The sequence below is a fragment of the Solibacillus sp. FSL K6-1126 genome, from assembly GCF_038003445.1.
Taxonomy (GTDB): Bacteria; Bacillota; Bacilli; order Bacillales_A; family Planococcaceae; genus Solibacillus; species Solibacillus silvestris.
This window is the reverse complement of sequence record NZ_JBBOPD010000001.1, coordinates 3,389,481-3,414,363: the sequence shown is the minus strand read 5'-3', so window position 1 is coordinate 3,414,363 and position 24,883 is coordinate 3,389,481. Positions and strand designations below refer to the sequence as shown.

The 24,883-nt window shown below is 36.5% G+C and carries 22 protein-coding genes and 1 pseudogene; 14 read left to right on the top strand and 9 right to left on the bottom strand.

Annotated features, from left to right (window positions below; translation table 11 throughout):
- Window positions 1-12: 12 nt before the first annotated feature.
- Window positions 13-1,209 carry a M20 family metallopeptidase gene (locus MHH44_RS17005; RefSeq protein WP_340799135.1) on the bottom strand — a complete coding sequence of 399 codons (1,197 nt, stop codon included), beginning with the start codon at window positions 1,207-1,209 and terminating at the stop codon, window positions 13-15.
- A gap of 59 nt (window positions 1,210-1,268) precedes the next feature.
- Window positions 1,269-2,516, bottom strand: a complete 1,248-nt coding sequence (locus tag MHH44_RS17000) for an MFS transporter (protein ID WP_340799134.1) — start codon at window positions 2,514-2,516, stop codon at window positions 1,269-1,271.
- A 234-nt stretch (window positions 2,517-2,750) separates the two neighbouring features.
- Between MHH44_RS17000 and MHH44_RS16995 the strand changes: the two genes are divergently transcribed.
- The 9 genes and pseudogenes from MHH44_RS16995 to MHH44_RS16955 all read left to right on the top strand — a co-directional run bounded on the left by MHH44_RS16995 (window position 2,751) and on the right by MHH44_RS16955 (window position 13,984).
- Window positions 2,751-4,574 (top strand): helix-turn-helix domain-containing protein, encoded by a 1,824-nt coding sequence (locus MHH44_RS16995; protein WP_340799133.1) that lies wholly within the window; start codon window positions 2,751-2,753, stop codon window positions 4,572-4,574.
- Between the two features lie 159 nt (window positions 4,575-4,733).
- Window positions 4,734-4,991 carry a hypothetical protein gene (locus MHH44_RS16990; protein ID WP_008405397.1) on the top strand — a complete coding sequence of 86 codons (258 nt, stop codon included), beginning with the start codon at window positions 4,734-4,736 and terminating at the stop codon, window positions 4,989-4,991.
- Window positions 4,992-5,299: 308 nt separating this feature from the next.
- The gene (locus MHH44_RS16985; RefSeq protein ID WP_340799132.1) at window positions 5,300-6,820 is read left to right on the top strand and encodes an AbgT family transporter; all 1,521 of its coding nucleotides are present in this window, start codon (window positions 5,300-5,302) and stop codon (window positions 6,818-6,820) included.
- 61 nt (window positions 6,821-6,881) lie between these two features.
- Window positions 6,882-8,075 carry a M20 metallopeptidase family protein gene (locus MHH44_RS16980; protein WP_008405395.1) on the top strand — a complete coding sequence of 398 codons (1,194 nt, stop codon included), beginning with the start codon at window positions 6,882-6,884 and terminating at the stop codon, window positions 8,073-8,075.
- A 565-nt stretch (window positions 8,076-8,640) separates the two neighbouring features.
- The gene (locus tag MHH44_RS16975) at window positions 8,641-8,793 is read left to right on the top strand and encodes a YrzI family small protein (protein ID WP_008405393.1); all 153 of its coding nucleotides are present in this window, start codon (window positions 8,641-8,643) and stop codon (window positions 8,791-8,793) included.
- A 574-nt stretch (window positions 8,794-9,367) separates the two neighbouring features.
- A protein-coding gene (locus MHH44_RS16970; RefSeq protein ID WP_340797534.1) for an IS3 family transposase occupies window positions 9,368-10,941 on the top strand; the annotation gives its coding sequence in 2 pieces (ribosomal slippage) (window positions 9,368-10,007 and window positions 10,007-10,941; 1,575 coding nt in all).
- A 226-nt stretch (window positions 10,942-11,167) separates the two neighbouring features.
- Window positions 11,168-11,335, top strand: coding sequence for an aspartyl-phosphate phosphatase Spo0E family protein (locus tag MHH44_RS16965; RefSeq protein ID WP_014822866.1), 168 nt, complete (start codon window positions 11,168-11,170; stop codon window positions 11,333-11,335).
- A 362-nt stretch (window positions 11,336-11,697) separates the two neighbouring features.
- Window positions 11,698-12,177 (top strand): annotated as a pseudogene (locus tag MHH44_RS16960) (GyrI-like domain-containing protein); the annotation flags it as partial.
- A gap of 343 nt (window positions 12,178-12,520) precedes the next feature.
- Window positions 12,521-13,984 (top strand): phospholipase D family protein, encoded by a 1,464-nt coding sequence (locus MHH44_RS16955; RefSeq protein WP_340799131.1) that lies wholly within the window; start codon window positions 12,521-12,523, stop codon window positions 13,982-13,984.
- A gap of 96 nt (window positions 13,985-14,080) precedes the next feature.
- Here the strand turns inward: MHH44_RS16955 and MHH44_RS16950 are convergent, their stop codons facing one another.
- From MHH44_RS16950 to MHH44_RS16940, 3 genes are read right to left on the bottom strand one after another with little or no spacing between them, the layout of a single operon-like run.
- Window positions 14,081-14,743: a GAP family protein gene (locus MHH44_RS16950; protein WP_014822869.1), complete on the bottom strand. Its 663-nt coding sequence runs from the start codon at window positions 14,741-14,743 to the stop codon at window positions 14,081-14,083.
- A gap of 26 nt (window positions 14,744-14,769) precedes the next feature.
- Entirely contained in the window at window positions 14,770-15,504 is a 735-nt protein-coding gene (locus tag MHH44_RS16945) for a MerR family transcriptional regulator (protein WP_340799130.1), read from the bottom strand.
- 15 nt (window positions 15,505-15,519) lie between these two features.
- Window positions 15,520-15,672: a hypothetical protein gene (locus MHH44_RS16940; RefSeq protein WP_339263047.1), complete on the bottom strand. Its 153-nt coding sequence runs from the start codon at window positions 15,670-15,672 to the stop codon at window positions 15,520-15,522.
- Between the two features lie 157 nt (window positions 15,673-15,829).
- Between MHH44_RS16940 and MHH44_RS16935 the strand changes: the two genes are divergently transcribed.
- The gene (locus tag MHH44_RS16935) at window positions 15,830-16,495 is read left to right on the top strand and encodes a DUF4097 family beta strand repeat-containing protein (RefSeq protein ID WP_340799129.1); all 666 of its coding nucleotides are present in this window, start codon (window positions 15,830-15,832) and stop codon (window positions 16,493-16,495) included.
- A gap of 157 nt (window positions 16,496-16,652) precedes the next feature.
- Window positions 16,653-17,141 (top strand): magnesium transporter, encoded by a 489-nt coding sequence (locus tag MHH44_RS16930; protein WP_340799128.1) that lies wholly within the window; start codon window positions 16,653-16,655, stop codon window positions 17,139-17,141.
- Between the two features lie 209 nt (window positions 17,142-17,350).
- On the opposite strand, the gene MHH44_RS16925 is transcribed toward MHH44_RS16930, so the two are convergent.
- Window positions 17,351-18,010: a YczE/YyaS/YitT family protein gene (locus MHH44_RS16925; RefSeq protein ID WP_340799127.1), complete on the bottom strand. Its 660-nt coding sequence runs from the start codon at window positions 18,008-18,010 to the stop codon at window positions 17,351-17,353.
- A gap of 95 nt (window positions 18,011-18,105) precedes the next feature.
- Here MHH44_RS16925 and MHH44_RS16920 point away from each other — a divergent pair, with 95 nt between their 5' ends.
- Window positions 18,106-18,984, top strand: coding sequence for a LysR family transcriptional regulator (locus MHH44_RS16920; RefSeq protein ID WP_340799126.1), 879 nt, complete (start codon window positions 18,106-18,108; stop codon window positions 18,982-18,984).
- 475 nt (window positions 18,985-19,459) lie between these two features.
- On the opposite strand, the gene MHH44_RS16915 is transcribed toward MHH44_RS16920, so the two are convergent.
- Complete coding sequence (locus tag MHH44_RS16915; protein WP_340799125.1) at window positions 19,460-20,782, bottom strand: GntP family permease; 1,323 nt, start codon at window positions 20,780-20,782, stop codon at window positions 19,460-19,462.
- Window positions 20,783-21,020: 238 nt separating this feature from the next.
- Window positions 21,021-21,935, bottom strand: coding sequence for a LysR family transcriptional regulator (locus tag MHH44_RS16910; protein WP_340799124.1), 915 nt, complete (start codon window positions 21,933-21,935; stop codon window positions 21,021-21,023).
- 215 nt (window positions 21,936-22,150) lie between these two features.
- Here MHH44_RS16910 and MHH44_RS16905 point away from each other — a divergent pair, with 215 nt between their 5' ends.
- Both MHH44_RS16905 and MHH44_RS16900 read left to right on the top strand, forming a co-directional pair.
- Window positions 22,151-23,458, top strand: coding sequence for a GntP family permease (locus tag MHH44_RS16905; RefSeq protein ID WP_340799123.1), 1,308 nt, complete (start codon window positions 22,151-22,153; stop codon window positions 23,456-23,458).
- Window positions 23,459-23,536: 78 nt separating this feature from the next.
- Window positions 23,537-24,295, top strand: coding sequence for an SDR family oxidoreductase (locus MHH44_RS16900; protein WP_008405375.1), 759 nt, complete (start codon window positions 23,537-23,539; stop codon window positions 24,293-24,295).
- Between the two features lie 163 nt (window positions 24,296-24,458).
- On the opposite strand, the gene MHH44_RS16895 is transcribed toward MHH44_RS16900, so the two are convergent.
- Window positions 24,459-24,800: a 3-deoxy-8-phosphooctulonate synthase gene (locus tag MHH44_RS16895; RefSeq protein WP_340799122.1), complete on the bottom strand. Its 342-nt coding sequence runs from the start codon at window positions 24,798-24,800 to the stop codon at window positions 24,459-24,461.
- Between the last annotated feature and the right edge of the window lie 83 nt (window positions 24,801-24,883).

Genomic DNA, 24,883 nt, shown 5'->3' with positions numbered 1-24,883 from the left:
CTATGCTTTTTTCTAATTTTCGTTTCCGTCACAGTAAGAAGCGATAACAGCAGCCATTGCTTTGGCGCTTATAACGAGGCTTTCTTCATTAATATCAAATTTAGGATGATGATGCGGATATGCTTCCCCTGACGCTGGCATCGCACCGACATAGAAGAAACAGCCCGGTACTTTTTCAAGATAATAGGCAAAATCCTCTGAAGGCGGCAGTGGCGGTGTTTCTAAAACGGCCTCCACTTCAGGAATGGCTGCCAGCTCCAAAGCCTGACGTACATGTTCCGTTACTACAGGATGATTATTCAGAACAGGGTAGTCGTTGAGGTAATCTAGATGACATGTGACGCCAAATGATTTTTCCAATCCTTCTGTAAAGGCACGAACTTCAGATTCTACTATTTCCCGGGTTTGAGAGGTCATTGTACGAACATCGCCTTCGATTGTCACGGAATCCTTTATCACGTTAAAGGTACCTTTCCCATCCAAATTACCGATCGTAACGGATGCTGTATCAAATGGGTTAATGCGGCGGCTGACGATGGTTTGCAGATTCATGACGAATGAACTTGCGGCAATAATTGCATCATTTGCCAGATGTGGCGAGGAACCATGTCCACCTTTACCTTGAACGACGAGTTTAAAATAGGATCTGCCTGTTTGCGTGTTGCCGCTTCTATAATAAATATGACCTGTCTTCATGTTGCTCATAACATGGATTCCGATGATGGCATCAACGCCATCAAGAACACCAGCATTAATCATACCGATTGCGCCACCTGGGGGAGCTTCTTCTGCGGGTTGATGAATTACTTTAATCGTACCTTTTAATTCATTTTTAAACTCCGCCAACGTTTGCGCCAAAACGAGCATATAGGCTGTATGACCGTCATGCCCACATGCATGCATGACTCCTTCATTTTTTGAAGCGAAAGGCAGACCGGTTTCTTCCTGGATCGGCAACGCATCGAAATCAGCGCGAATGGCAATTGTTTTTCCCGGTTTTGCCCCTTGAATCGTTACAACGACACCACGTTCACCCCCAAAGTTTGTTTCAACTGAATCGACTGGAACGTCTTCATAAAAATCCTGAATATACTTGGCTGTCTGCTCTTCTTGAAAGGAAAGCTCCGGATGTTCATGGAGATACCGGCGGATTTCAATAATGCGCTCCTTTTTTTCATCTAATCTTTTCATTAAATTGTCTAATAACATTTGATAATCTCCCTATTTATAAAATGGATATGGCTGATCAATGCATGTCCATTCGGTATTTAAATCGTTTCTAAGTTTTGAGATTCCTGCTTTCTTCCGCCCGAAGCAGGACGATTCGGTTTTAGACCGGCTGCAGCGATGATTCCTAAAACGGCACAGGCAATGATGTACATAAATGCAGAGGCATAGATTCCATCAAATACTTCAATTAAATAGCCCATAACCATTGGTGCGAGGAATGCTCCGATCATTCCGCCAAGATTAATCATTCCAAAAGTAGACCCAATCACGTTTTTCGAGAATAATTTATGCGGAAGGCTGAAGATGATCGCTACAATTGGTCCGTGGAAAAGCATACAGATGGATTGGTAAATAATAACGAGAGTGACTGACGGCGCATTGAATAATAAATAAAGAGATCCGATCATGATGATAAAGCTTATAATCGCAAGGTATTTCTCTTTTCCCATTAATAAAGATTTAATCAGCTGCCCGCCGACGATAACTCCTATAGCCCCAGCCAGCGCCGGAATGGATGTCAGCATCCCCATCGACATCAAATCAAGGCCTCTAACATCTACAAGATATGGCGGCATCCATGAGATAAGCCCCCAAATGACCGTACTTACGCCAAACCACATAATGGCCAACTGCCAGCTTGTAGGAATTTTTAACACATCTTTGAATGATGCTTTTTGGACTGTTTCTTCCTCAACTAGTTCTACCTGCATATTTTGCGGACTTAAATAATACCAGAGTAGGGCTGCAACAAAGAGACCTAAAATTCCAATCGCGAAAAAGAGGTTTTGCCAGCCGATCCATACAAGTAACGGGGTGGCGATTAAAGGAGCAATCACACCTCCAAGTGAATTCGATGACATCATGATCGTTTGGGCACTTGTCCGTTCTTTCTTTGGAAAGACATCTGCTATCGCTTTTGAACTTGCAGCAGGATATCCGCCTTCACCAAGACCGAACATGAAACGAATAATGATCATCGACATTAAAGACCAGGCCATTCCGGTAAAAACGGTAAATAAAGACCATAAAACAATGGAGATCACAATGACCTTTCTGGAACCGAATTTATCGGCAAGCCACCCCCCAGGTAATTGCATTAATGCATAACCTGCAAAAAAACTACTCAGTACAACACCCATTACAGACGGACTAAGATTAAAGTCTTTTGCAATTTCCACAATTCCAACATTCATTGCCATTCTGTCAAGATAGGATAAACACCATCCTAAAAATAGCAGTGAAAGTATTATGTGCCTCTTTTTATTAGGAACTTGTTCATTTTTCATAAATAACCTCCCCCTGAAATTTACTCATCCAATGTGAATGTAGCTATATGAATATAAGAAAACGATTGGAATAAACAATTTTTCGAGTATAATAATTGTTTAATCAAGAAAAAGTAAGCGTTTTCTATATTCAATATTTATTGAATATTATATAATTTCAGAAATGTCATGCACATGTGCAGACAAACAAAGTTATGGAGAGAAAGTTGTTGAATTCAACAAGGGGGAGAATGAATGGAACAAAATGAGGCGTTGCTCAAACAATTAAGTAGGGAAAATCAAAAAGCCCAAAATCATGTGGTGAATCTAATGGAAAGCTTTCGCGCAATTAATTCGACACTTGAATTGGATGAAGTACTTAAAAAAATTATGCACTCTGCATTGAAGATTGTCGAAACAGCAGAGGCTGGTTATATACAAATGTATGATGCGATCTCGGATAAGCTGCTCGTAAAGACATATGTAGGTTTTAATGAAAACATTAAATTTTTTAAAGTTAACATAGGTGAGTCCATTACAGGAAAGGTGTTCAGGGATGGCGATATAAGGTTAATTACCTCAACGGAAGAAATTTATAATAGTATGGCAAATTTAAGTGAGGAGAATCTTGAGTTCATTACGAAGGCTCACCAAAATAGCCCTACTATTAAATCCATTTTGTCTGTTCCTGTAGCACTTGGAACAAAAACGATGGGGGTTATGACATTTCACTGTTTTGATGTAGAAGATGGCCTAAGTGAAACGGATTTGCTTCTTCTGCAAAGTTTCGCTTCCCAAGCAGCAACGGCGCTATATAATGCACAGCTTCACACAGAAGTTCAAAATAGCCTGGATGAAGTTACCCATTTATCAAAAAAGCTCAAAGAAACGAATGCGATGCTAGAGAAACGTACAGAAATTCATACGCACCTCACGAAGTTATCTGTTCAGAATAAAGGACTGGAAGCAATTATCCTGGAAATGAATAAGTTAATGGAGAGAAAGCTTGTCTATGCGGATTACCTTGAAGGAAATTACGTCCCGCAGCATATTCAACATATCGCTACCATTCTGGACGATATATTCTTACTCTTTGCTAATAAAACTGAGGCTAGTTATGTATCAACGTATGATTCAGTTCAAATTGATTGCTATATTTATCCGATTCGGTCAGGCTCTGTTTTTTTAGGGTGTCTGATTGTAGAAGGGAACACCCCTCTATCACAACCCGATCAGTTGATTATTGAGCAAGGAGCTCTGACTCTCTCGCTTGAAATTATGAAGCTTAGATCCCAGACTGAAATTTTGTACAAGAAAACCTATGAAACCTACCATCGTTTTTTGGAAATTAGAAATCTCCAGCAGGCTGAGCTTGTTGCGCAGGAGTTAGGAATTCATCATGATCATTTTCTCCAAATTGCTTTAATTGAGCTAGATGGAAATGCGGATTTGCTTTCACTTGAAAATGATGCACTGCTTCTTCTAGCACATCTAAAAGAGAAGTTACGTTTAGAGAACAGTCTTCTGTTTAGCTACAATAATAAAATTACCGTTCTATCCTTTACCCGAGATTCAGCTGGAGAAGGCATGATTACCAACATATTAAATAACGGTATGAATTGGTGGAATGAGCGGTTTACAGTAGTAGCCCGGGGAGGAATAAGCACGGGACAATACTCTCCCGGCCAAGCTAAAGATTATCATATGAAAGCGGAAAAGGCTCTTCTTCATTTGAAAAAACAAAAGGAAAAAGGCCTTCTGCATTACCGGGATATTGGCATTAGTACGCTTTTTTTACATCATCCTGCTGAAGAAATTAACTCATTTCTAAGTGAAACGTTTTCTGTATTGTGGAATAACAATGAAACAAACGATGAACTTCTCCATACGCTTTTCACGTATATACAAAACAACCGTTCCATGGCAACGACGGCAAAGGAACTCCATATTCATACAAATACGCTCTATCACCGTATAAAAAAAGTTGAAGACCTATTAAAAATTGACTTCAACCATTACGAAGATCATCTAAAAGTACTGTTGGCTGTGTATCTTTATAATACCTTTATGGCGGATTGACCACCATTCGAAAGAGGCTTAAAACTTATATTTTCTATAATTCAGATAAAAATTGGCGATTCATTTTGTGGAAAAAAGGGTAATGGTAAGAAGCCGATTAATTAAAAAGCTTATCAAAGGGTGACATCACGATACTAAACAGAAAAGGGGATAAGAACTATGTTACAATTATTTTTCAACGACGATCATTTAATTTCGATTACAGGGGATCAGGAAATTTTATCGAGAGTACCAGAAAACTATAAGCATTTCGATTTAATTAAAATTAGAAGTGAATTGGTCACTACAGAGCATCTAGTAGAGGCGTTCGAGTTTGCTTTACGTAAAACGGATGCAGGGGCAGTACATGCAGCAGCCTATTACGCTAAATTAAAAAATATGTACGTTCAAAAAAAGCGAGCTCTCACTAATAATTAACATGAAGATGTGAGCTTGTTAAAAGAATATTCTCTTCTACATATGAGCATCACCATAAAATACGAAATGGAAAGCATGGGAAACATGGCACAACTGACGTGCCATGCTATCGCCAGGCTTTTTTTGTGTGCAAATTTGTTTTGGGGGAAATACAATCCCCTAGGAAAAAGCTTATCACCCAAAATACCCCTTAAATATACAAAATTACTATATAAATATAAAGAAAAATCTAAAAATTTGCATAACTCATTGCTATCTCCTTTATATTTTGCTATTCTTTTAAACATTAAACTTCTAGGGGGTCGCATATGGAAAGTAAAGTTGGTAAGAAAAAATTGGTTGATAGGTTTTTAGACGGAATTGAACGAGCGGGAAATAAACTTCCGGACCCAGTTACGTTATTCGTTATTTTAGCATTTTTTGTTCTTGCCCTATCACTGATTCTATCAAAACTTGGGGTTTCTGCCGTTAAGCCAGGAACTGACGAGACGATCGAAGTGATCAATCTATTGAATCGTGAAGGACTCATTCAAATTGTTACAAACATGGTCAGTAACTTTACTGGATTCGCGCCACTTGGCATCGTAGTTGTGACAATGATCGGTATTGGGGTAGCTGAAAACAGTGGCTTAATATCAGCATTAATGAAAAAGACCGTTTTAAGTGCTCCTAAAAAAATCATCTTGCCTGTTATTTTATTTACAGGTCTTGTCGGGAATGTTGCCGCTGACGCAGCCTTCATTATTTTACCTCCAATTGCCGCCATGATTTTCATGAGTGTTGGACGAAATCCGCTAGTTGGGTTAATTGCTACCTATGCAGCCATTGCCGGAGGATTCAGTGCAAATATTATTATTTCGTCTTTAGACGTATTATTACTGGGCATTACCCAAACATCGGCCCAATTGGTTGATCCTACATATACCGGACTTGCAACAATGAACTACTACTTCCTGATCGTTTCGACATTTGTATTAGTTGTTGTCGCAACTTGGGTAACAGGTAAATTCGTAGAACCTCGCTTTGGTAAGTACGGCGGGAAAATAGAAGTGGCTGAACCACTGACAGCTTTAGAAAATAAAGGGCTTCGCTGGGCAGGGATTGTCACATTAGCATACGTCATTTTAATGGCAATTTTAGTTGTACCGGAATCAGGGCTACTAAGAAATCCTGAAAATAACGGCTTTTTAAATTCTCCGTTTATGACGGGCATTGTGCCGATTATGCTGTTCTTCTTCTTATTACCAGGCTTAGCATACGGTATCGTTACGAAAAAAGTAAAATCGGACCGCGATGTAGCGGAACAAATGTTTAAATCAATCGGTGACCTATCTTCATTCATCGTATTGGCATTCGTAGCAGCACAAATGATTGCCTACTTTGGCTGGAGTAACATTGGACCGATCTTGGCCATTAAAGGCGCGGAGTTTTTACAAAATATGAACTTTACCGGCGCACCGATGTTTATCGGCTTTATTATTATTTGTGCTTTCATCAACTTACTGATCGCAAGTGCCTCGGCAAAATGGGCTTTACTGGCGCCAATCTTCGTACCGATGTTCATGTACTTAAACTACTCACCAGCTGTTACACAAATGGCGTACCGTGTAGGGGATTCCATTACGAACCCGATTACACCGATGCTTGCATACTTTGCAATTTTACTGGCATTTGCTAGACGCTACGACAAAAATATCGGAATTGGTACGTTAATCTCAGCGTTATTGCCTTACTCAATATTCTTCGCGATTATGTGGATTATTTTATTTGCAATCTGGTTCTTGCTTGGCCTGCCATTAGGACCTGGCGATGGCATTTACTTAAAATAATAGTCAGGATACACGAATATCATTTGAAAAACAGACAACTTAGAAAATGGGGATGGAAAACATGACGAATATTTTTGACATACTGGAACAGCATTTTGATGAAATGGTAGCGATCCGTCGTTACTTGCACGAAAACCCGGAGCTTTCACATGAAGAGGTGGAGACGCCAAAATATATTGCGGCATACCATCGTGCCCTTGGACATGAAGTGCGTGAAGGGGTAGGCGGTCGTGGCGTAGTGGCAACATTACGTGGGGGGCAACCTGGTAAGACGGTGGCATTACGTGCAGATTTTGACGCACTGGCAATTCAGGAGCAAAATGATGTCCCTTATAAATCGAAGGTAGATGGCCGAATGCATGCATGCGGTCATGACGGGCATACGGCGTCACTCCTTGTATTGGCAAAGGCACTGAACAAAATTCAAGACGAGATTCAGGGGAATGTGGTGTTCATCCACCAATTCGGTGAAGAAATTGCGCCGGGTGGAGCGATTGCGATGATTGAAGATGGCTGCTTGGACGGAGTAGATGTCATTTTTGGCCAGCATTTATGGGCACCGGTAGAGCATGGGAAAATTGCTGTTTGTGAAGGTCCGTTAATGGCTGCAGCAGATGGATTTTACATTACGATTAAAGGTAAGGGCGGACACGGGGCAAAACCACAGGAAACGAAAGACTCGATTTACATCGGCTCACAATTTGTCGTGAACGCCCAACAGCTTTTAGGCAGACGTATTAGTCCTGTGAAACCGGCAGTTATTTCGGTTTGTCACTTTGAAGCGTTAAACCCATTTAACGTCATTGCCGATTCCGTAAAAATCAAAGGAACGGCACGTGTATTTGATGAAGAAACGCGTGAACTGATTGAACGTGAACTGGAAGATGTCCTGAAGGCGGCATGCTTGGTGATGAAGGCTGATTACGAATACGATTATGTGCGCGGATATTCAGCTGTCATTAATGATCGGGAAACAACAAGATTCTTCATCGAGCAGGCAAGACAAACGCCGGGTGTTGAGGAAGTGGTCATTTGCGAACCGGAAATGGGCGGAGAGGACTTTGCCTACTATTTAGAAAAGGTACCGGGAACATTTTATTTCACGGGTGCACGTGATCCTGAGAAAGAAGAAGCGTATCCGCACCACCATCCGAAGTTCGATATCGACGAGCGCGCACTTCTCGTTGCAGCAAACACACTTGCCAAGGCGACGTTGGAGTATTTGAAGCAGCATGCTGTGAGTAGTGTTATATAAGGATAGTTAAGGACATAACATATTTCTGTTGTTATGTCTTTTCTTTGGGTTTTAAAGGGGAAAAGAGGGATAACAGGATATTGTTAATATCAAATTCTAAAGTTTAACCAAGCATGGATAGGCGTTACACGTCATGAACGCAATATAAAGCCTCTTCATATAATGAAATCGTGTGCAACTTTTTACAGAATTGCGCGGCTAAATCAACGTTTCGGATTTTTACTTTCGAATGATACATTACATTTTTTTATAAAAATGTAAAAAGATGTTTACAAATAATCTGGGGATGGGTATACTTACACAATAATCAAAAAATTCTAAGGAGGTCGAAGAAAATGATCGTTATCAATAAATTAATGTCACTATTAGTTACAATTTCAGCGAAAACGAAAATCACACATTCGACCAGATTGGAATGGATTGCTTAAATTTTTTTATTAATTAAGTATGCCCATACCGTAGGGAGAAGTGTGCCCCTGCGGTATTTTTGTGCCTTTTTTTACCGCAGGGAGAGTCTCTCTGCGGTTTTTTCCATTTTCAGGGCATTTTAAGGAGGTGATAATCCATGATATTAAACTTTTTTACCCTTTCGATAGCTATTACAAAACGTGAGCGTGAGATCTCTCGTGAGAAAGCACTTCATGAAGAAAAAGTAAAAAAAATCTTTGAACAGAACCGAAGAAAAGTAGAAGATTACGTTCGTCAACGCCATTATTAATTTTGTTAATTTAAAACAATGAAAGGTGGGAATTGAAATGATTTATATGATTAAAAGAAGGTGTGCAGTTTTATGGTGGGAGAATGACTCCACTTAGCTAAAAAAGGACGTAATATAAAGTGTAGATTTTAATAACTACGTCTAGTGATGGGGCTGTGCGAAAAGTAAAATCATTTCATTCAGCCCATATCAAGGTGTTATTTAGCCGCGTTTATCGCGGGGCGGCCGGAGTATAGAAACGAATGCTAAAATCCATTTGGGACCAGTATCGTGCCGGCCTCCAGCATCCTTGATTTAGGAGATAATTTGATTGTTGCATCAACAGTGTGAAGGCATAAAATCGTACATATTCTTAATATGGTAAATCCTTCTGAAGATCCCCTTTAAACACAGCTTTTGATGCAATTTTTCCATTACTGTTATATAAATAGCGTTTTCCACAAAATCTTATGATATACATAAAAACTATATAATTAGAATCCCAATAAAAATGCGTAATTGTTAATTTGTGATATGCTCCCCATTAGGTAGACAGATAAAAAATAAAATCTGTTTGTCGAATGGGGGCATTTTTTTGTCTAATAAAACATTTTCAATAGATACTAAGATTTTGGCTCTTAAATATTTAGAGGAAGGTCGTTACTCGGTAAGAGAAATTTGTCGCATGTTTAATGTGAATGTAGCTAGATTATACGAATGGCGAGCTAAATATCAATTTGGGGGCACAAGCGCATTACTTCGTCCTGCGAAAAATAAAATTTACCCTCAAGAGTTGAAAAGAAATGCCATTGAAGATTACTTAACAGGTAAGTATTCAAAGCACGAGATTATGGCCAAATATGGAATCAGTGGTCAAAATGTATTCAACAGGTGGTTAAAAAAATATAATAGTCATAGTGATTTAAAAGACTCGAATAAAAGGGTGAGCCAAACTATGACTAAGGGAAGAAACACTACTCTAGAAGAACGAATTGAAATTGCGAAAACTTGTATAAAGAATCAAAAGGATTATAAAACAACGGCAACTCAACATAATGTGACTTACCAACAAGTTTACCAGTGGGTACGGAAGTTTGAAGTTGGTGGCGAAGAATCTCTTGAAGATCGCCGTGGGCGAATGAAATCAGCGGATGAACGTACACCAGAAGATAAATTACGGTTAAAAATCCAACAAATAGAACGTGAAAATGAAAGATTACGTGCTGAAAATTTACTTTTAAAAAAGTTAGAGGAAATCGAAAGGAGGCTTCGTTAAGTAAAATTCGTACGCAGAGTCATTATTTAGCTATTCAAGAATTAGCAGAAAAAGAAAAATTTCCGATTCTATTACTTTGTAAATTAGCTAACGTATCACGAGCAGCTTATTATAAATGGTTAAACCGCCAGCCAACATCGCAAGAATTGGAAAACAGACAGTTAGTAGCATCCATTAATCATTTATATAAACAAGTAAATGGTATTTACGGCTATCGTAGAATCACTATGACAATCAATCGTCAGCGCGAAAAAGAAGGCTTAAATAAAGTAAATAAAAAACGTATTTATCGACTGATGCAGATTTCCGATTTACAGGCAGTTATTCGATGTCGTCCAAAAAAGTACCGTAAGGTAACACCAGATTACACAGCTGAGAACGTATTAGCACGCGAATTTACGGCCAAAAAGCCAAATCAAAAATGGTGTACAGACGTAACTGAATTCCAGTATGGAAATGGTAAAAAGGCTTATTTAAGTGCGATTATTGATCTATATGACAAGTCTATTGTCAGTTACAAATTAGGACATTTAAATAATAATGATTTAGTTTTCAAGACCGTTAAACCAGCTATACGCCAGTTAAATCAAAAGGAGTTTCCTATCCTACATAGTGATCGAGGATATCAATATACATCAAAAGAATTCAAGCGAATCATAGAGAAAGCAAATCTGACACACAGTATGTCGAGAGTCGGCCGCTGTATTGATAATGGACCGATAGAAGCGTTTTGGGGGACTCTAAAAGTAGAGAAGTATTATTTACATAAGTTTGAGACGTACGAAGAGTTAAAACATGCGATTGATACATATATAAAATTCTATAACAACGAACGATATCAAGAAACATTAAACGGCTTGAGTCCTAAAGAGTTCAGGTCTCAAGCCGCTTAAAGCATTTTTATTATTTCCACTGTCTACTTGACAGGGAGCAGTTCATTTGACAATGTTTACGCATTTTTAATTTGCTTGCAAACTATTATTTGGAAAAATTTTTTCTAATTTTGGTTGGATAGGTTTAATAGTTAATTTTATTGTGTATTTACATAATATATGTATTTTGTAAATTATTGTATCAACTTTATATATAACAAATTATAAAAATGAGGAGTGCTTTCCAATGAAAAATATTTTCGAAAAAGTAAATATCCGCAAAAATGTCGAAACACTTAGAACTGCAATGATAAAGTCTGGTATGGAAAATGGGCTAAATCATCCTATTACAATAAAATTAAGTCAAAACTTAGATAAGTTACTGAATGAATATAGTTTAAATTTCAGCAATTAAATTAATGCCTAGCAATCGCTAGCGTACTTAACACCAGATGTTCACAAATAAGTTAAACAGACACGAATGCTGTGAAACCTACAACGTTCGTGTCTTTTTAGTGATGGAATAACTTAATTATCATAATTAAGTTCCTAACCTTCTTTATATAGAGAGAAATTTCATCAATAAAGAATCGCGCCCTTGAAGTTGCATAAGGGTGGGATTAGATTTATACATTTACAATGTTAAGCTAGATGTTTTCAGAAGACGCTTTGGGGGCGTTCTTATTCAACTTAAGGAAAATATTTTCTAACAATAAATGGTATTATAGAGGCACTAATAATTTATATGGGACAGCTATTAACTTCGAAATAGAGTAAGAGGGGGATACCGAAATGGAATATCGTATTGAGAATCTTGATTTTGATTTGAAAATTATAGGAAAAGGTAAAGTTGTCAAAACAAACAGAGCCTTTAAAACAATACCCACCCTTTGGAGTGGCTCTAAAAAAGATGGATTTATGCAACAATTAATTGAACTATCTTGGGAAGAACCCAAATGCACACTTGAAAGCTTATTGGGCGTTTGCGGAAAAGAGGCAGCTATAATGGACGATGAATTTACGTACTTTATGGGTGTCCGATATGATGGAGAGGTCCCAAATGATATGGAAACGTTCTTTATTACGCACAGTACGTGGGCTGTATTTCCAGGTATAGGGAACGCTTGGAAGCGATTATACACCGAATGGGTTCCGAATTCTGGATATGAACTTGCAGATATACCTTGTATCGAATGTTATTATCCACCAAAGCACAAACCTAGAAACGAACTTTGGGTTCCTATAATTCCTAAATAAATACTTATTATAAAATATACAAATATTAACCTAATAACGTTACCAAATGAAACTTTGATTACTTTATTAGAAAAAGACCTTAAATATCGCGCTTAGGAAAGGTGGCTTTTTATTGGAAATCAAAGAAATAATACTTAATATCTTAAATGAAATTAAAAATGGAACTACACCTATTCATACAGCTTACAATTTATATGGAAAAAGCACTTTCCTTATTAAAAGAAAGCATAGACACTTGCGTTCCTAACATTTTTTTGAAAATTCTAGCCCCCATGCAAGCAACCGCTGTTTAACTTTGCTTATTCACGGGAACTAAAAGCACAAGAGTATTGGGGGAATTACAATGAAAAAAGTTCCGAAGAAATGGAACAGCTGGAGTCGCAGAAAAAAAGTGATAAGCGTTCTTATACTTCTTTTGATTTTGCTGTATATAGGAGTAATGTTATGGCATACATATAAACCGTTGCCGGAAGGTATTTCCTATGAAGGAGACTTGCATAGAACAGACAATATTGAAATGCTGACGGATTTAACTTATGCGCAAGACCAGGAAGGGACCAATCGGATACATGAGAATCAGATATTTGATGAAGTTTATACATTGATTGATGAAGCCGAACAGTTTGTGGTGGTGGATTTCTTTTTGATGGACGGGTATTTCGATGAAAAAGAAGATTTCCCGCCAATTGCGGATACCCTCTCTGACAAGCTTGCCGAGAAAAAGAAAAACAATCCCGATATGCCGGTTGTTTTCATTACCGATCCGTTGAATAAGGGCTATGGCTCCTATGAAACGAAGTGGTTCAAGAAGATGCGTGAAGCCGGGGTAGAAATTATTTACACCGACTTAGAACCGTTGCGGGATTCCACGCCAATTTATTCAGGCTTATACCGATTATTTTTTCAATGGTTCGACCACGATGGTAAGGGATGGATTGCCAACGCCATGTCAAGCAAAGCTCCAAAAATGACCGCATCATCCTATTTGGAACTGCTCAACGTGAAAGCCAACCACCGTAAAGCGGCCGTTTCGGAAAAGGAAGCGATTATCACATCTTCAAACCCGCATGATGCAAGTGGCTTCCACGGAAATCTTGCTTTGAAAGTAACGGGGCCCATCATAAACGATATTCTGAAGGCAGAAGAAGCGGTGTCGCTCATGTCGGATGGTCCAAAATTGCCGAGGGCTGATATTCCCGAGCAAGATGACGGTCAGTATGGTGTACAATATTTGACCGAGAAGAAAATATTGGACGCCTTGCTTGAAGACCTAGAAGCAACAAAAGAAGGAGATAAAATTTGGATTGGCATGTTCTTTATTGCCCAGCGCGACATTGTCAACTCGTTAACAGATGCAGTAAACCGGGGCGTGGAGGTGAATATGATTCTAGACCCAAATGAAAACTCATTCGGCCAGGAAAAGTCAGGTCTGCCGAATCGACCGGTTGTGAACGAACTGCTTGAGGATACAAATGAAAAAATCAACATTCGCTGGTACAACACCGTAGTCGGCCAATACCATACAAAAGTCATCTGGATTCAAACAGCGGAACAAACAATCATTTCAAGCGGTTCTTCCAACTATACAGAACGAACATTGGAGAATTACAACCTGGAAAATAACGTACGTATCCTCTCTCCAAATGATAGCGCGCTCGTCTTGGATATGGAACGATATTTTGAACGGCTTTGGAACAATGAAGATGCCCTCTACACGCTTGATGTGGAAGAATTTCAGGATAACCTCTCCTGGTGGCAGCGCTGGATTTACACGGCTCAGAAAGTAGCCAAAGTAACCACTTATTAATCGAAAAAGGAGATGCCTCAATTTGAATGTGGCATTTCCTTTTTATTTTGGCTTTCTTACATTTCCAATGGATACTTTCTGAATGAATTGATTTACTTAAAGATAATCTACAGTGTAAAAAATTAGTATCAACCCAACTATGGACATTATCCATGATAAAGCTGAATTTGAACTACTTGATATTTTTTGCTGGAGATTAACTAATGCGGAATTTCCCCACCTTCCGAACAACTTATAACATAATAAGATAAGAATAGCAGGCAGAATCATAATGATATTATATGCAGCTATAATTGGCAGCCAATAATAATAAGGTAAGTTATTTGTCGTCAGCAAACCAATTGCGGCGAAGTATGGTAAAGCAGTCCCTGACTCAATTAGAAAAGTAATAAGACCAATAAATACAATTGACAATAAACTCTGAGTTTTAGGTTTTAGCATAGTGCCTTTTTTATTTTTATTAGTAGGTACAAAAAAGCTAGCCACAAATAAGATTATTCCTATTATAAGGAGCAACCAGCTAATTATTTTGTTTTGGAAAAGGTCTGAAAACATCTCCAAAATATAATTTAAGGATAACATCATTATTATTCCCAATGAGAAGTACAATATCGCTACAGTCAATAAATATGAAAATAATCTTGATGTTAACCTTTGATTATCTGTTAGAATAAGATACAGCGTAACACCAATGATAGTAGGGCTTAAAGTATCTAATAGAGCAAAACCACCTATATAAATGAATATATCTACTCCCATCTCGTCCTCCTCATTGAAATAATATGTTACTCCATATTGATATAATATTCATAAGCTTTTTCCAAAAAGTTAAGCACTTCTTGATCAATAGGATAAAGGTTGTATTCCTCTGATTTTTCTGGTGACATTCTAATAGCCCAAAGTTTATCTAAAAATGCACCCTCTTCATTGAAATCTTCATCTTTTTTTTCATTCATTCTTTTAATAATATTTTGCACACGTGAATTGCGATAACCAAGGTGCATATACTTTTTTAATTGACCTATTAGAGCAATCCATTCCAAAGAATCAGGGTCACTGCTTGCCATATTAGGAAGCCTTTTCAGCACTTCAGCATTTTCTATATTAAATTCATCTTGGTTATCCGTTAAAACACGCTTAGAATCCCTCGTATATAAACTCATGATTTTTTTTATCCTAAATTCTTCACCATCAACTGCTATACCATTTATTAGTTCTCTTAAACTAAGTTCTATCTCTGAGAGACGCTCCTTTTCACTCATTACATAAGAAAGTTGTTTCATCAGACTCTTAGACCAATCCCATTCTTCCGACTCTAGCATATTTTTAATCTCACTTAATTGAAATCCTATGTTTTTTAAAAATTGTATTTGTTGTAATTTCTTTAATTCAGTATGTGAGTATAACCTATGGCCTCCTTGTGTTTTTGACGAAGGTTTTAACAGATTTAATTTGTCATAATATCTTAAAGTTCTAACCGTTACACCGCTGATCTTCTTAAATTCGTTAATATGAAACAATTTAAACGCACTTCCTTACTCTCGCTTCGTATTATTAATGAATACAGTTTTAAATAAGTAGCCTATCCCTAAACCAATTAGAACTCCGGGAAAAGCATTATCAAAAAGTAAACCTACTCCTGCCCCAATAATAACGCAAGCATAGATAATAACATCCTCTTTTTTCAAAAGAAAAGTCCTCCTTCAAATTTATTGACAGTAAACGTTCTACTAACAGTATAAAAGATGACGCAGGGTCACTTTCAACCAATTTTTATTTTTCACTACATAAAGTTTGTAAGTGACCATACGTCATTTTATATAATTCTAGTCAGGAGGTTGTAATATGTTAAAATCAATAAGCTTAAAATTGTTATTCGTATTATTTATACTTACAGGCTGTTCAACAGGGGAGGAGGATATAGTTGTTAGTAAAGAATCTATAAACGATGTTGAGGAAATAATAATAAATTTTGCGAGTACTGATGTTAATTTCTTTCCAAGCGAATCGGATGAATTCGAAACATTTCTAACTGTTTACGATAATGGACCGGGCGTCATATTAGATAAGTCATCCAAACGATTATCAATTGATGTAGACAATGATATTACACGATTATTTAATCTTAGAAAAAAGCCGACTTTAGAAGTTAGGATCCCTTCCGAATTCAATGGAAAAGTAATTTTGGATGGCTCTTCTGGAAATATATACGGGGAGGATCTTGCTCAAAATGAAATTGATATACGAGCAAGCAGTGGTAATATTAAACTTCATTTTTTAAAATTTAGTAATGATGTAGAATTAGCTACCACAAGCGGTAATGTATCCGTAATAATTGATGAAAAACAACCCAACTTATATTTAGATATCCGTACCAATAGTGGAAGGCAATCAATAAATCTAACGCTAAATAAAACTTCACAAACTAAGAAGGGATTACAAGGTTCATTAGGAAACGGTAAGAATAAGATGGAGATTGAAACAAAATCAGGAAATATAAATTTAAATTAATTGAATCAATTTCATAAATCATCATTTCAAAATGTAGACTGTTCCCGTCCAATAAAGCTAGTATTTAAAGCAATTTCTTGTAGGGAAGCAGGAGCACTCAAGCTTAAAACTAAAAAGTAAAGTAATGTTATAAAATATAAATTTTGGAGGTATTTAAATGAGTTCTTGTTCATTTATCGCAACAAATTTTGAAATGCCTGAAATAGAATCCAAAGCAAAGTATATGACGGTCAAAGAAGCGATTGAATTGAAAATAAAACCGCATGAATTGGTGCCCTGGGAGAAGATGGACCCGAATAGTCAAATATTATTTGTTGAAAATGAAGAAGATTTAAATGAGTTGGTTATTAACGAAGGCAGTTACTATGATGTAAGTGAATATACGGGCTATCCATTCATTTATGAAGTGAATTTTGGCTATTCAGAATTAAGAGTAAAGCAATTATTGGATTACTTAAAAGATAATATTAGAGAAGGACAGGTCATCGAACTATGGCGAGTATGGATTGGTCATGAAGACAATGCACTTAATATACCGTATAGTAGGCTAAATTATAGCGAATTATCTCTCGATCATCTGTTACAAATGTATAATTGGAACCATGAAAACTATAAAGAGCAATATTGTATAGTATTAGAAAAATAAAATCTATTTATTCTATGTCTATACTAACCTATCCAAATAACCGTTCCCAAATGAAAATTAGGGGACTAACACCTTCCATTTAATTGAGTGGGGGGTGTTATAAAGGTTTGTGGTATAAATGAGTAAAAGCCGGGGAAATTCCCCGGCTTTTTTTATTATCAAAGTAAAAAGATTTATTAGCAGCAGCAATCGGATTTACTTGAATAAATTTAGTTATTTTTATACACCCATTGCTTTAATGAGGGTTGAAGTTTGTGAAGCAAAATACCCACCATTTTTCCAATACCATAGGCAGCAATGAACGTACCTATACCAATTGCGCCAAAGGATTGAATAAATAGTAAACAAATCACAAGTGAAAGAACGACGTTTAGCATGTCACTAGTAATTTTTGCTTTACTAAATGGTATCTTCCATGTGTTCGCAATGACATATGTAAGTGAATCATATGGCATCGTCGGTAAATTTGCTGTGAAATATAACAGTAAAGCTAAGGCAACAAGTATTAAGCTTATTGCTAAATACACAATAATAAGTACAATTGAAGTTGCTTCAGGTAAGCCATTTGTTAACCAAATCGTGAAATCCATAAAAAAACCGAATAAAAAGGAAATAATTAATTGTATGAAAAAGTTCTTCCACCGTATTTCTTTTAAAATGATTGCTTGTAAAATTATAAAAACAAAATTAGCTAATACGGTTGTAATACCAACTGACAAAGGTGTAGTTAAAGCAAGTGCATAAGGTAAAGAGGTTACAGGAGAAACACCGATACCTGCCAAAATTGAAAAGGTAGCACCAAGTGAAAGTAGAAATAAACCAATTATGTAAATGCTAATTCTTTTTGTAATTGTGATTGTATGATTCATATTTCCCCTCCTACAAGTAGTATACTCTTTGAAATTTTAAATTAAAAATATATAATTAATAATAAAGATATATATTTTATATATGAGGTGGTTAAGTGGATTTACGTCAATTACGCTATTTTAAAGAAATAGTTGATCAGGGAAGCATTTCAAAGGCTGCCGAAGTATTACATATGGCACAGCCACCATTAAGTATGTTATTAAAACAAATTGAAACACGCTATGGTACACCATTAATTAAGCGATATCGTCAAAAATGGGAGATTACTGAAGCTGGACAAATGCTATATAATCATGCAACTCATATGCTTCAGCAAATGGAAATGTTTGACGTGAAAATGGATTATATGATGCAAGGTGAAGTGGGGCAATTACGTTTAGGGGTTTCTTCAAGCTGTATACATTTAGTAGGAGATGTCATACGGCAATTTTCGCAAAGCTACCCTAAAGTAGAATTACAAATTTTCAAAGGGGATTCCGAGAAATTAGAACAAATGTTATTTAATAATGAAATAGATATAGCTGTTATTTTAGCACCGGAAAATAGTGAACAGTACGAAGAATTTCCCTTAACACCTAGTCCTTTTGCATTGGCTGTACCAAAGAATTGGTCGAATCAGATTGATCTAGATGTGGTATCGATCCAAAACTTAATGAAGTTCCCGTTTATTTCGTTAGAAGCGATGGAAGGGTATTCGATGTTAGAAAATATTATATATTATCTTAAAGAAAAGAACATTTCCTTAAATATTGTTGCTAAGTGTAAAGATATTACGATTGCCCAGTATTTAGTTGCTAAAGAAGTAGGAATCAGTATATTACCTAAAATTCAGCTAGGGTACGTGGATGGAATTCATTTTGTTGATTTACCTGAATTAGAAATTGCGATTCAGCCGAAATTATTTTACAAGCAAGAAGCCACATTCTCTCCTATTTGCAGGAACTTTATTGCTTTATTTAAATCAAATACATGAGATTAATTACCGTCTCAAAGTAGTTCAGTTATTGTTCATTTATATTGAAATAAAAGAAAGAGGTTGGGACATAACCCAGAAATGCCATTTTTCTGAGAGAAAAATGGCATTTTTTTGGTGAGCGTTAAAAATTGATTTCCATTCCGGGACGCTTTCCGCGGGCGTGAGGCCAACAGGATGTTGGTCACAAAAGCATTGCCACAGGACGTGGCGTTCTTAGCTTTTGTTCCTAGTCTCAGGCGTCACGCTATTCCCACAGGAAGCTTGCTTGTAGCGAAAGGCATAGCCGTCAGCTAATGTTTTCACAGTGCGAAAGGTGAAACCGTCAGCACGAACACTCGCCCTCCATTCCAATCAATTTTATAAAATATCCGTTTCTTAATAAGGTTTTTCTCCTTAGTTAATGAAATTTCTACTTCTGTCTCAACCTCTTTTTTATTTTGTTCTTATGATCGGTCGTTTAACAATATACAATTTAATAAATGATAATGGCTGCAACAATTACCGCTATTAGAGCAAATATATTTGCAAATGTCATTGTAATGAATTGGTACTTAAAATTGTTTTTATGTGTTAATCCTGTAAGTGCTAATAGTGATAAAACTACACCAGTGTGCGGCATAATCGTTAATGCAGAAGATGCAATTGCTCCAACACGGTGCATTGCTTCCGGACTCACACCCATAGCTAAATAAGTTTCCGCAAACACTTCCATTACAATACCTAATGCTCCGGATGATGATCCTGTTATTCCTGATAGTGCACCGGCTGCAACCGATAAGCTAACAAGCGGGTCACCAGGTATACCTAATATTAAATCGGAAATAAATTTGAAGCCTGGTGCTGTAGTTACAACAATCCCAAATGCTACTGCTGAAGAAGTAAGGAAAATTGGATTAATTGAACTTTGCCCCCCCGCATTCAATACTGCCTTTTGAGAAGGAATATACTTGTGGTAACAAATAACACATGAAATTACTGCTACTCCTAAGCCGATTAAAATTGTGTTTGGAATTTCCAATGCACTCCCTGTCAAATTCACTACCATAAGGAGCAAAATCGGGATAATACTCAGAATAAATGAAGGAGTCTTCTCTTTTAGCTCATGTTTGGATTGATCATCAGCGTTAAATTGGGCATATGTTTCCCCATTTGCAAGACTCTTATTTAATGTATAGTTCATATACCATAATCCGAACGTTATGGCTACTACTGAACCGATAATCCCTAAAAGAGGTGCTGCAGTCAAAGTTGTCCCCAAATATGGGATGGGTACAACATTTTGAATCGAAGGCGTTCCCGGTAACATTGTCATTGTGAAAGTACCAATTCCAATGTAAACAGGGATGACAATTAGATTCCAAGCAATATTTAATTGTTTAAATAAAGGTCTTGCTAGTGGGATAATCACGAATAACACTACAAATAAACTTATTCCACCGAATGTGAGAATCGAACTAATTAAGAAAATTGCAACTAATACAGAAAACGGCTTTTCTGTTCCTGTAATCGATAATACTTTTTGTGCAATGGATTGAGCAGCTCCACTCTGTTCCATATACTTGGCCAAAATGGAACCAAGTAAAAACACCGCAAAAAAGTTCACAACAAATCCGGTCAGACCTGTCATATATGAAGTTTCTTTACCAATTAGAGAAGAGAAGAAGTCCATTTGGTTCGTTAAAATTACGATAATTGATGCTAACGGGGCAATATAAATAATGTTATATCCTTTCATTGCCATCAATATGATAAAGATAATCGCTATGACTATGCCTAAAGGTCCGATCATTTCCATAATATTTACTCCTTTTATTAGAAAACATTTCACTTGAAAATTTTAAAATGTCATCATATTAATTAAATAATTCCTAAGAGATTATGTCATAATTAGGACTCTTTTACTCATACTAATTCCATTATTCGCTCTATAACTAATTGGTTATCGCCCAATTTCAAAAAAAAAAAGAGAACGGTTCCCACATGGGAAATTCGTTCTCTTTTTGCTGGCGCTAACTAAATTACTTCATAATATTTTAAAATTGAAGATATCTTTTCTTCGCAAACTTTAAAAAAGCAGATGCTGCGGGAGACAAAACAACATCTTTTTTATAACTAATGACAACGCTATTTTTATAAACTGGATTACCTAACGTATATAAGTTGGATTCAATCTTTAGTTGATCTCTTGTAATAATACATTCGGGAATAATTGTCATTCCTATTCCTTTATTTGCAAGACGAAATGCATTCTCAATATTATTCGTTTCTAGAGTTATTGTTGGGCTTATGGCATAGTGATCAAAAATATTATCCGTTAAACGACGTAATCCTAACCCTGGTTTTAATAAGATAAACTTTTGATGATTTAGTTTTGAAGGAGGAAATGGTATATGTTTTATTTCTTTATTATTTTCTTCATAGAATATATGGCCCTTTGGAATAACTAGGTAAATGTTTTCTTCATATAACTTCTCGTAAACAAGCCCCGTATTTTTGATTGGCAACATACTAATACAAATATCAATTTTATTTTGTAAGGTTAGCGCTTCCATTTCATTGGCAGTACCTTCCTCTAATTGAATTTCTATTCCTGGATATTTTTCCATAAACTCTGGGAGAAAATCATAAAGCATATGTGAAGCCAATATTGGATTAATACCAAGAACTATCCTACCTTTTTTTAATTCATTTAAGGCTTCGATATCACGCATCATCACTTCATGCATTTCATGAATCTCCTGCATATACGAAATATAAAGCTCTCCTGCATACGTAAGAACAAGCGGTGTTACTTGCCGATTTAAAAGTTCTACACCTAGTTTACTTTCTAAATTTTTTATATAAGTACTTAAATAAGGCTGAGATACAAACAAAGCATTCGCCGCGTGCGATATATTGCCATATTCTTGGATTGCCAGTAAATACTCTAAAGATAAATCTTCCTTCATACGTTATCCCCTCCCGAAAGATTGAAGAGTAATTATAGCACGATTTTTTAGTTGAACAGAAATCGTCCATTTGTAATATGCTCAGTATTTTCCTATAACTGTTTAGTTATAGGGGAAATAGCCTTAATAGTATTTTAAAAACGGACATATTTCATACATAATTTAAGTTGTGTTAAATACTTGACATACAGAAAATCAAATAGGAGGCAAACAACATGGGTACCTTAGGTATTATTGTTGCAATCATATTCATTATTTTTTTAGCTATGAAAGGTTACAGCATTGTATTTATTGCACCAATAGCGTCAATTATCGTCATTGTTACAAATGGCATGGATTTCTTTCCGTCGCTTATTGGTTCTGAAGTTTCATTTATGACAGGGCTTACAGGATTTATCGTTAACTTCTTTGCTATCTTTTTACTTGGGTCAATTCTAGCCCAATATATTGAAAAGAGTGGGGCAGCCCAAGCAATTGCACAAAAAGTACTATCTATTACGGGGACAGATAAACCATTCCCTGTGTTAATCGCTATTTTCTTAATCAGCTCCATTTTAACTTTTGGAGGCATTAGTTTATTCGTTGTATTATTCGTTGTCATTCCATTAGCCAAACCTTTATTTAAACAATTAAATATCGCATGGAACTTAATTGTTATTCCTGTATTTTTAGGGATCGGTACATTTACGATGACAATGTTGCCGGGAACACCTTCGATTCAAAACGTTGTACCAACAAATTACTTAGGAACAACTGTTACAGCGGCACCTTTAATGGGAATCGTCGCTACTATAATCGCAATCATTGCAGGTATCTTCTATATGCGTTATGCATTGAACAAAAGTTTAGCTAAGAATGAAAAGTTTGAAGCAGAAGAAGATGCTCAAGAACTGACACTTAAAGAAAACATTCCTTCTTTCTTCTTAAGTATTTTACCAATTTTAATTTTAATCGTTATTATTTTTGCTGGTAGTGCCATGAAAGTACAGAATATCGTACTAATCGGTTTAGCGGTTGGCGTAATTGTGTCAGCAATCGTATTCCACCGCTTTATGCCATCACATAAACAAGCAGTTAGCTTAGGAGCAATTGGTGCGATTACACCAATCTTCTTTACTGCTGCATCAGTTGGTTTTGGTGTTGTAATAACATTAGCACCAGGTTTCGGAGCAATTTCAGATTTCATCTTAAATATTCCCGGAAATCCGTTAATTAGTTTAACAATTGCATCATCTGCTTTAGGAGCAATCACTGGTTCAGCTAGCGGGGGGTTAGGGATTACAATGGAAGCGTTCGCAAATCCTTATTTAGAAATGGGTGTAAACCCGGATGCAATGCACCGTATGTCTGCAATCAGTTCAGCTGTATTTACTGGTTTACCACATGCTGGAGCAGTTTTATCAACATTTGCTTTAACGAAATTAACACATGAAAAAGCATTCAAATACTCATTCATTACAATGACAATTCCAAACCTTTTAGCATTAATTGCCGCATTACTAATTGGTATTTTCTTGTACTAATCAAACCATTGGAGAAGGTGAGAGTACCTCTCCAATACTACTTAAACTACAATTATCACTTTTGGAGGTATATAGATTATGAAAACAACAAATCGTACAGTACTTGTTACAGGTGCCGCTCAAGGGATCGGATATGCAATTGCACAAGAATTTATCGCAAACGGTGACTATGTGGCAATTTTCGATTTAAATGAAGAAGCTGCAGTTGCTGCTGCTGAAAAATTAGGAAACGCAAAAGGTTACAAAGTGAACGTTGCTGACGAAACTTCAGTTAAAACTGCTATCGACGCTGTAATTGCTGAGCGCGGATCAGTAGACGTAGTGGTAAACAACGCTGGTTTACAATTTATCAGTAAAACAGAAGATTTCCCGGTAGAAAAATGGGATCTATTAAATGATGTTATCTTAAAAGGTACATTCTTAATGACAAAACACTCTTTAAAATCAATGCAAGCTCAAAACTACGGTCGTATCATCAACATCGTATCTGCTCACGGTCGTATTCCGGATGCTTACAAATCAGCTTACTGTGCTGCTAAAGCAGGACAAACTGGTTTCTCTAAAGTAGTCGCATTAGAAAACGCTACAAACGGAATTACTGTTAACTGTATCGAGCCAGGTCCAGTACGTACAGAATTAATCGAAAGACAATTACCTGTTTTAGCAGAAAAGGATGGAACTTCTGTAGAAGAAGCATTAGGCCATCACATCTTGGGTAAACAATGGATCAAGCGTTTACTTGAACCATCTGAAATCGGGAAAACTGCTGTATTCTTAGCTTCTGAAGGTGCTGGAGCCATTACAGGTGAATCAATTCCTGTCACTGGTGGTATGTAATTCCTTTTAGTTGATCATTTAAATATCATATAGGTATTAAAAAACAGACGATGTAGAAAATTCTATATCGTCTGTTTTGATTTATGCAATTAAAATTAAATTAAGCATCAGCTTAACAGTGTGCATGAACTTTTTATCTCTGCCTATGACTTTTTGTATTTATTTATTTGGAATCTGCATTTTTGTAGGCTTCTTTCAGTAACGGTAAAACAGTTCTGAAATTCAGGAGTAAATCATCCATTGTTTTTATCGGTTTGATAAAGTCTATTTCATAAACGCCCCATCTATCTACTTCTGGCTCTATACAAACGGATATCGAAGGTTCTTTTGCTAGTCCCCATATTATGCCTGCTCTACTGCCATCTGGAGCTTGAACAAATCCATCTCCAGAAATGCAAGCCTCTCCATTTTCATAATAAAAATGGTTAGTAATTTCACCATAAATAAAACCATCTGTTTCGGTTTCTTTAACAAGTTTAAAATCATTATAACAACGGTATTTCATATAACTTCACCCCTCTAGAAGAAATCTTATCTCATCTGGTGATTGGAATCAAAATATGCAATACTTCACAGCGTCGTTTGAAA

What these genes read in the sequence shown, in the direction of transcription:
- MHH44_RS17005 (WP_340799135.1), bottom strand. Translation starts at nt 1,209, where the DNA reads ATGTTATTAGACAATTTAATGAAAAGATTAGATGAAAAAAAGGAGCGC.
- MHH44_RS17000 (WP_340799134.1), bottom strand. Translation starts at nt 2,516, where the DNA reads ATGAAAAATGAACAAGTTCCTAATAAAAAGAGGCACATAATACTTTCA.
- MHH44_RS16995 (WP_340799133.1), top strand. Translation starts at nt 2,751, where the DNA reads ATGGAACAAAATGAGGCGTTGCTCAAACAATTAAGTAGGGAAAATCAA.
- MHH44_RS16990 (WP_008405397.1), top strand. Translation starts at nt 4,734, where the DNA reads ATGTTACAATTATTTTTCAACGACGATCATTTAATTTCGATTACAGGG.
- MHH44_RS16985 (WP_340799132.1), top strand. Translation starts at nt 5,300, where the DNA reads ATGGAAAGTAAAGTTGGTAAGAAAAAATTGGTTGATAGGTTTTTAGAC.
- MHH44_RS16980 (WP_008405395.1), top strand. Translation starts at nt 6,882, where the DNA reads ATGACGAATATTTTTGACATACTGGAACAGCATTTTGATGAAATGGTA.
- MHH44_RS16975 (WP_008405393.1), top strand. Translation starts at nt 8,641, where the DNA reads ATGATATTAAACTTTTTTACCCTTTCGATAGCTATTACAAAACGTGAG.
- MHH44_RS16965 (WP_014822866.1), top strand. Translation starts at nt 11,168, where the DNA reads ATGAAAAATATTTTCGAAAAAGTAAATATCCGCAAAAATGTCGAAACA.
- MHH44_RS16955 (WP_340799131.1), top strand. Translation starts at nt 12,521, where the DNA reads ATGAAAAAAGTTCCGAAGAAATGGAACAGCTGGAGTCGCAGAAAAAAA.
- MHH44_RS16950 (WP_014822869.1), bottom strand. Translation starts at nt 14,743, where the DNA reads ATGGGAGTAGATATATTCATTTATATAGGTGGTTTTGCTCTATTAGAT.
- MHH44_RS16935 (WP_340799129.1), top strand. Translation starts at nt 15,830, where the DNA reads ATGTTAAAATCAATAAGCTTAAAATTGTTATTCGTATTATTTATACTT.
- MHH44_RS16930 (WP_340799128.1), top strand. Translation starts at nt 16,653, where the DNA reads ATGAGTTCTTGTTCATTTATCGCAACAAATTTTGAAATGCCTGAAATA.
- MHH44_RS16925 (WP_340799127.1), bottom strand. Translation starts at nt 18,010, where the DNA reads ATGAATCATACAATCACAATTACAAAAAGAATTAGCATTTACATAATT.
- MHH44_RS16915 (WP_340799125.1), bottom strand. Translation starts at nt 20,782, where the DNA reads ATGGAAATGATCGGACCTTTAGGCATAGTCATAGCGATTATCTTTATC.
- MHH44_RS16910 (WP_340799124.1), bottom strand. Translation starts at nt 21,935, where the DNA reads ATGAAGGAAGATTTATCTTTAGAGTATTTACTGGCAATCCAAGAATAT.
- MHH44_RS16905 (WP_340799123.1), top strand. Translation starts at nt 22,151, where the DNA reads ATGGGTACCTTAGGTATTATTGTTGCAATCATATTCATTATTTTTTTA.
- MHH44_RS16900 (WP_008405375.1), top strand. Translation starts at nt 23,537, where the DNA reads ATGAAAACAACAAATCGTACAGTACTTGTTACAGGTGCCGCTCAAGGG.
- MHH44_RS16895 (WP_340799122.1), bottom strand. Translation starts at nt 24,800, where the DNA reads ATGAAATACCGTTGTTATAATGATTTTAAACTTGTTAAAGAAACCGAA.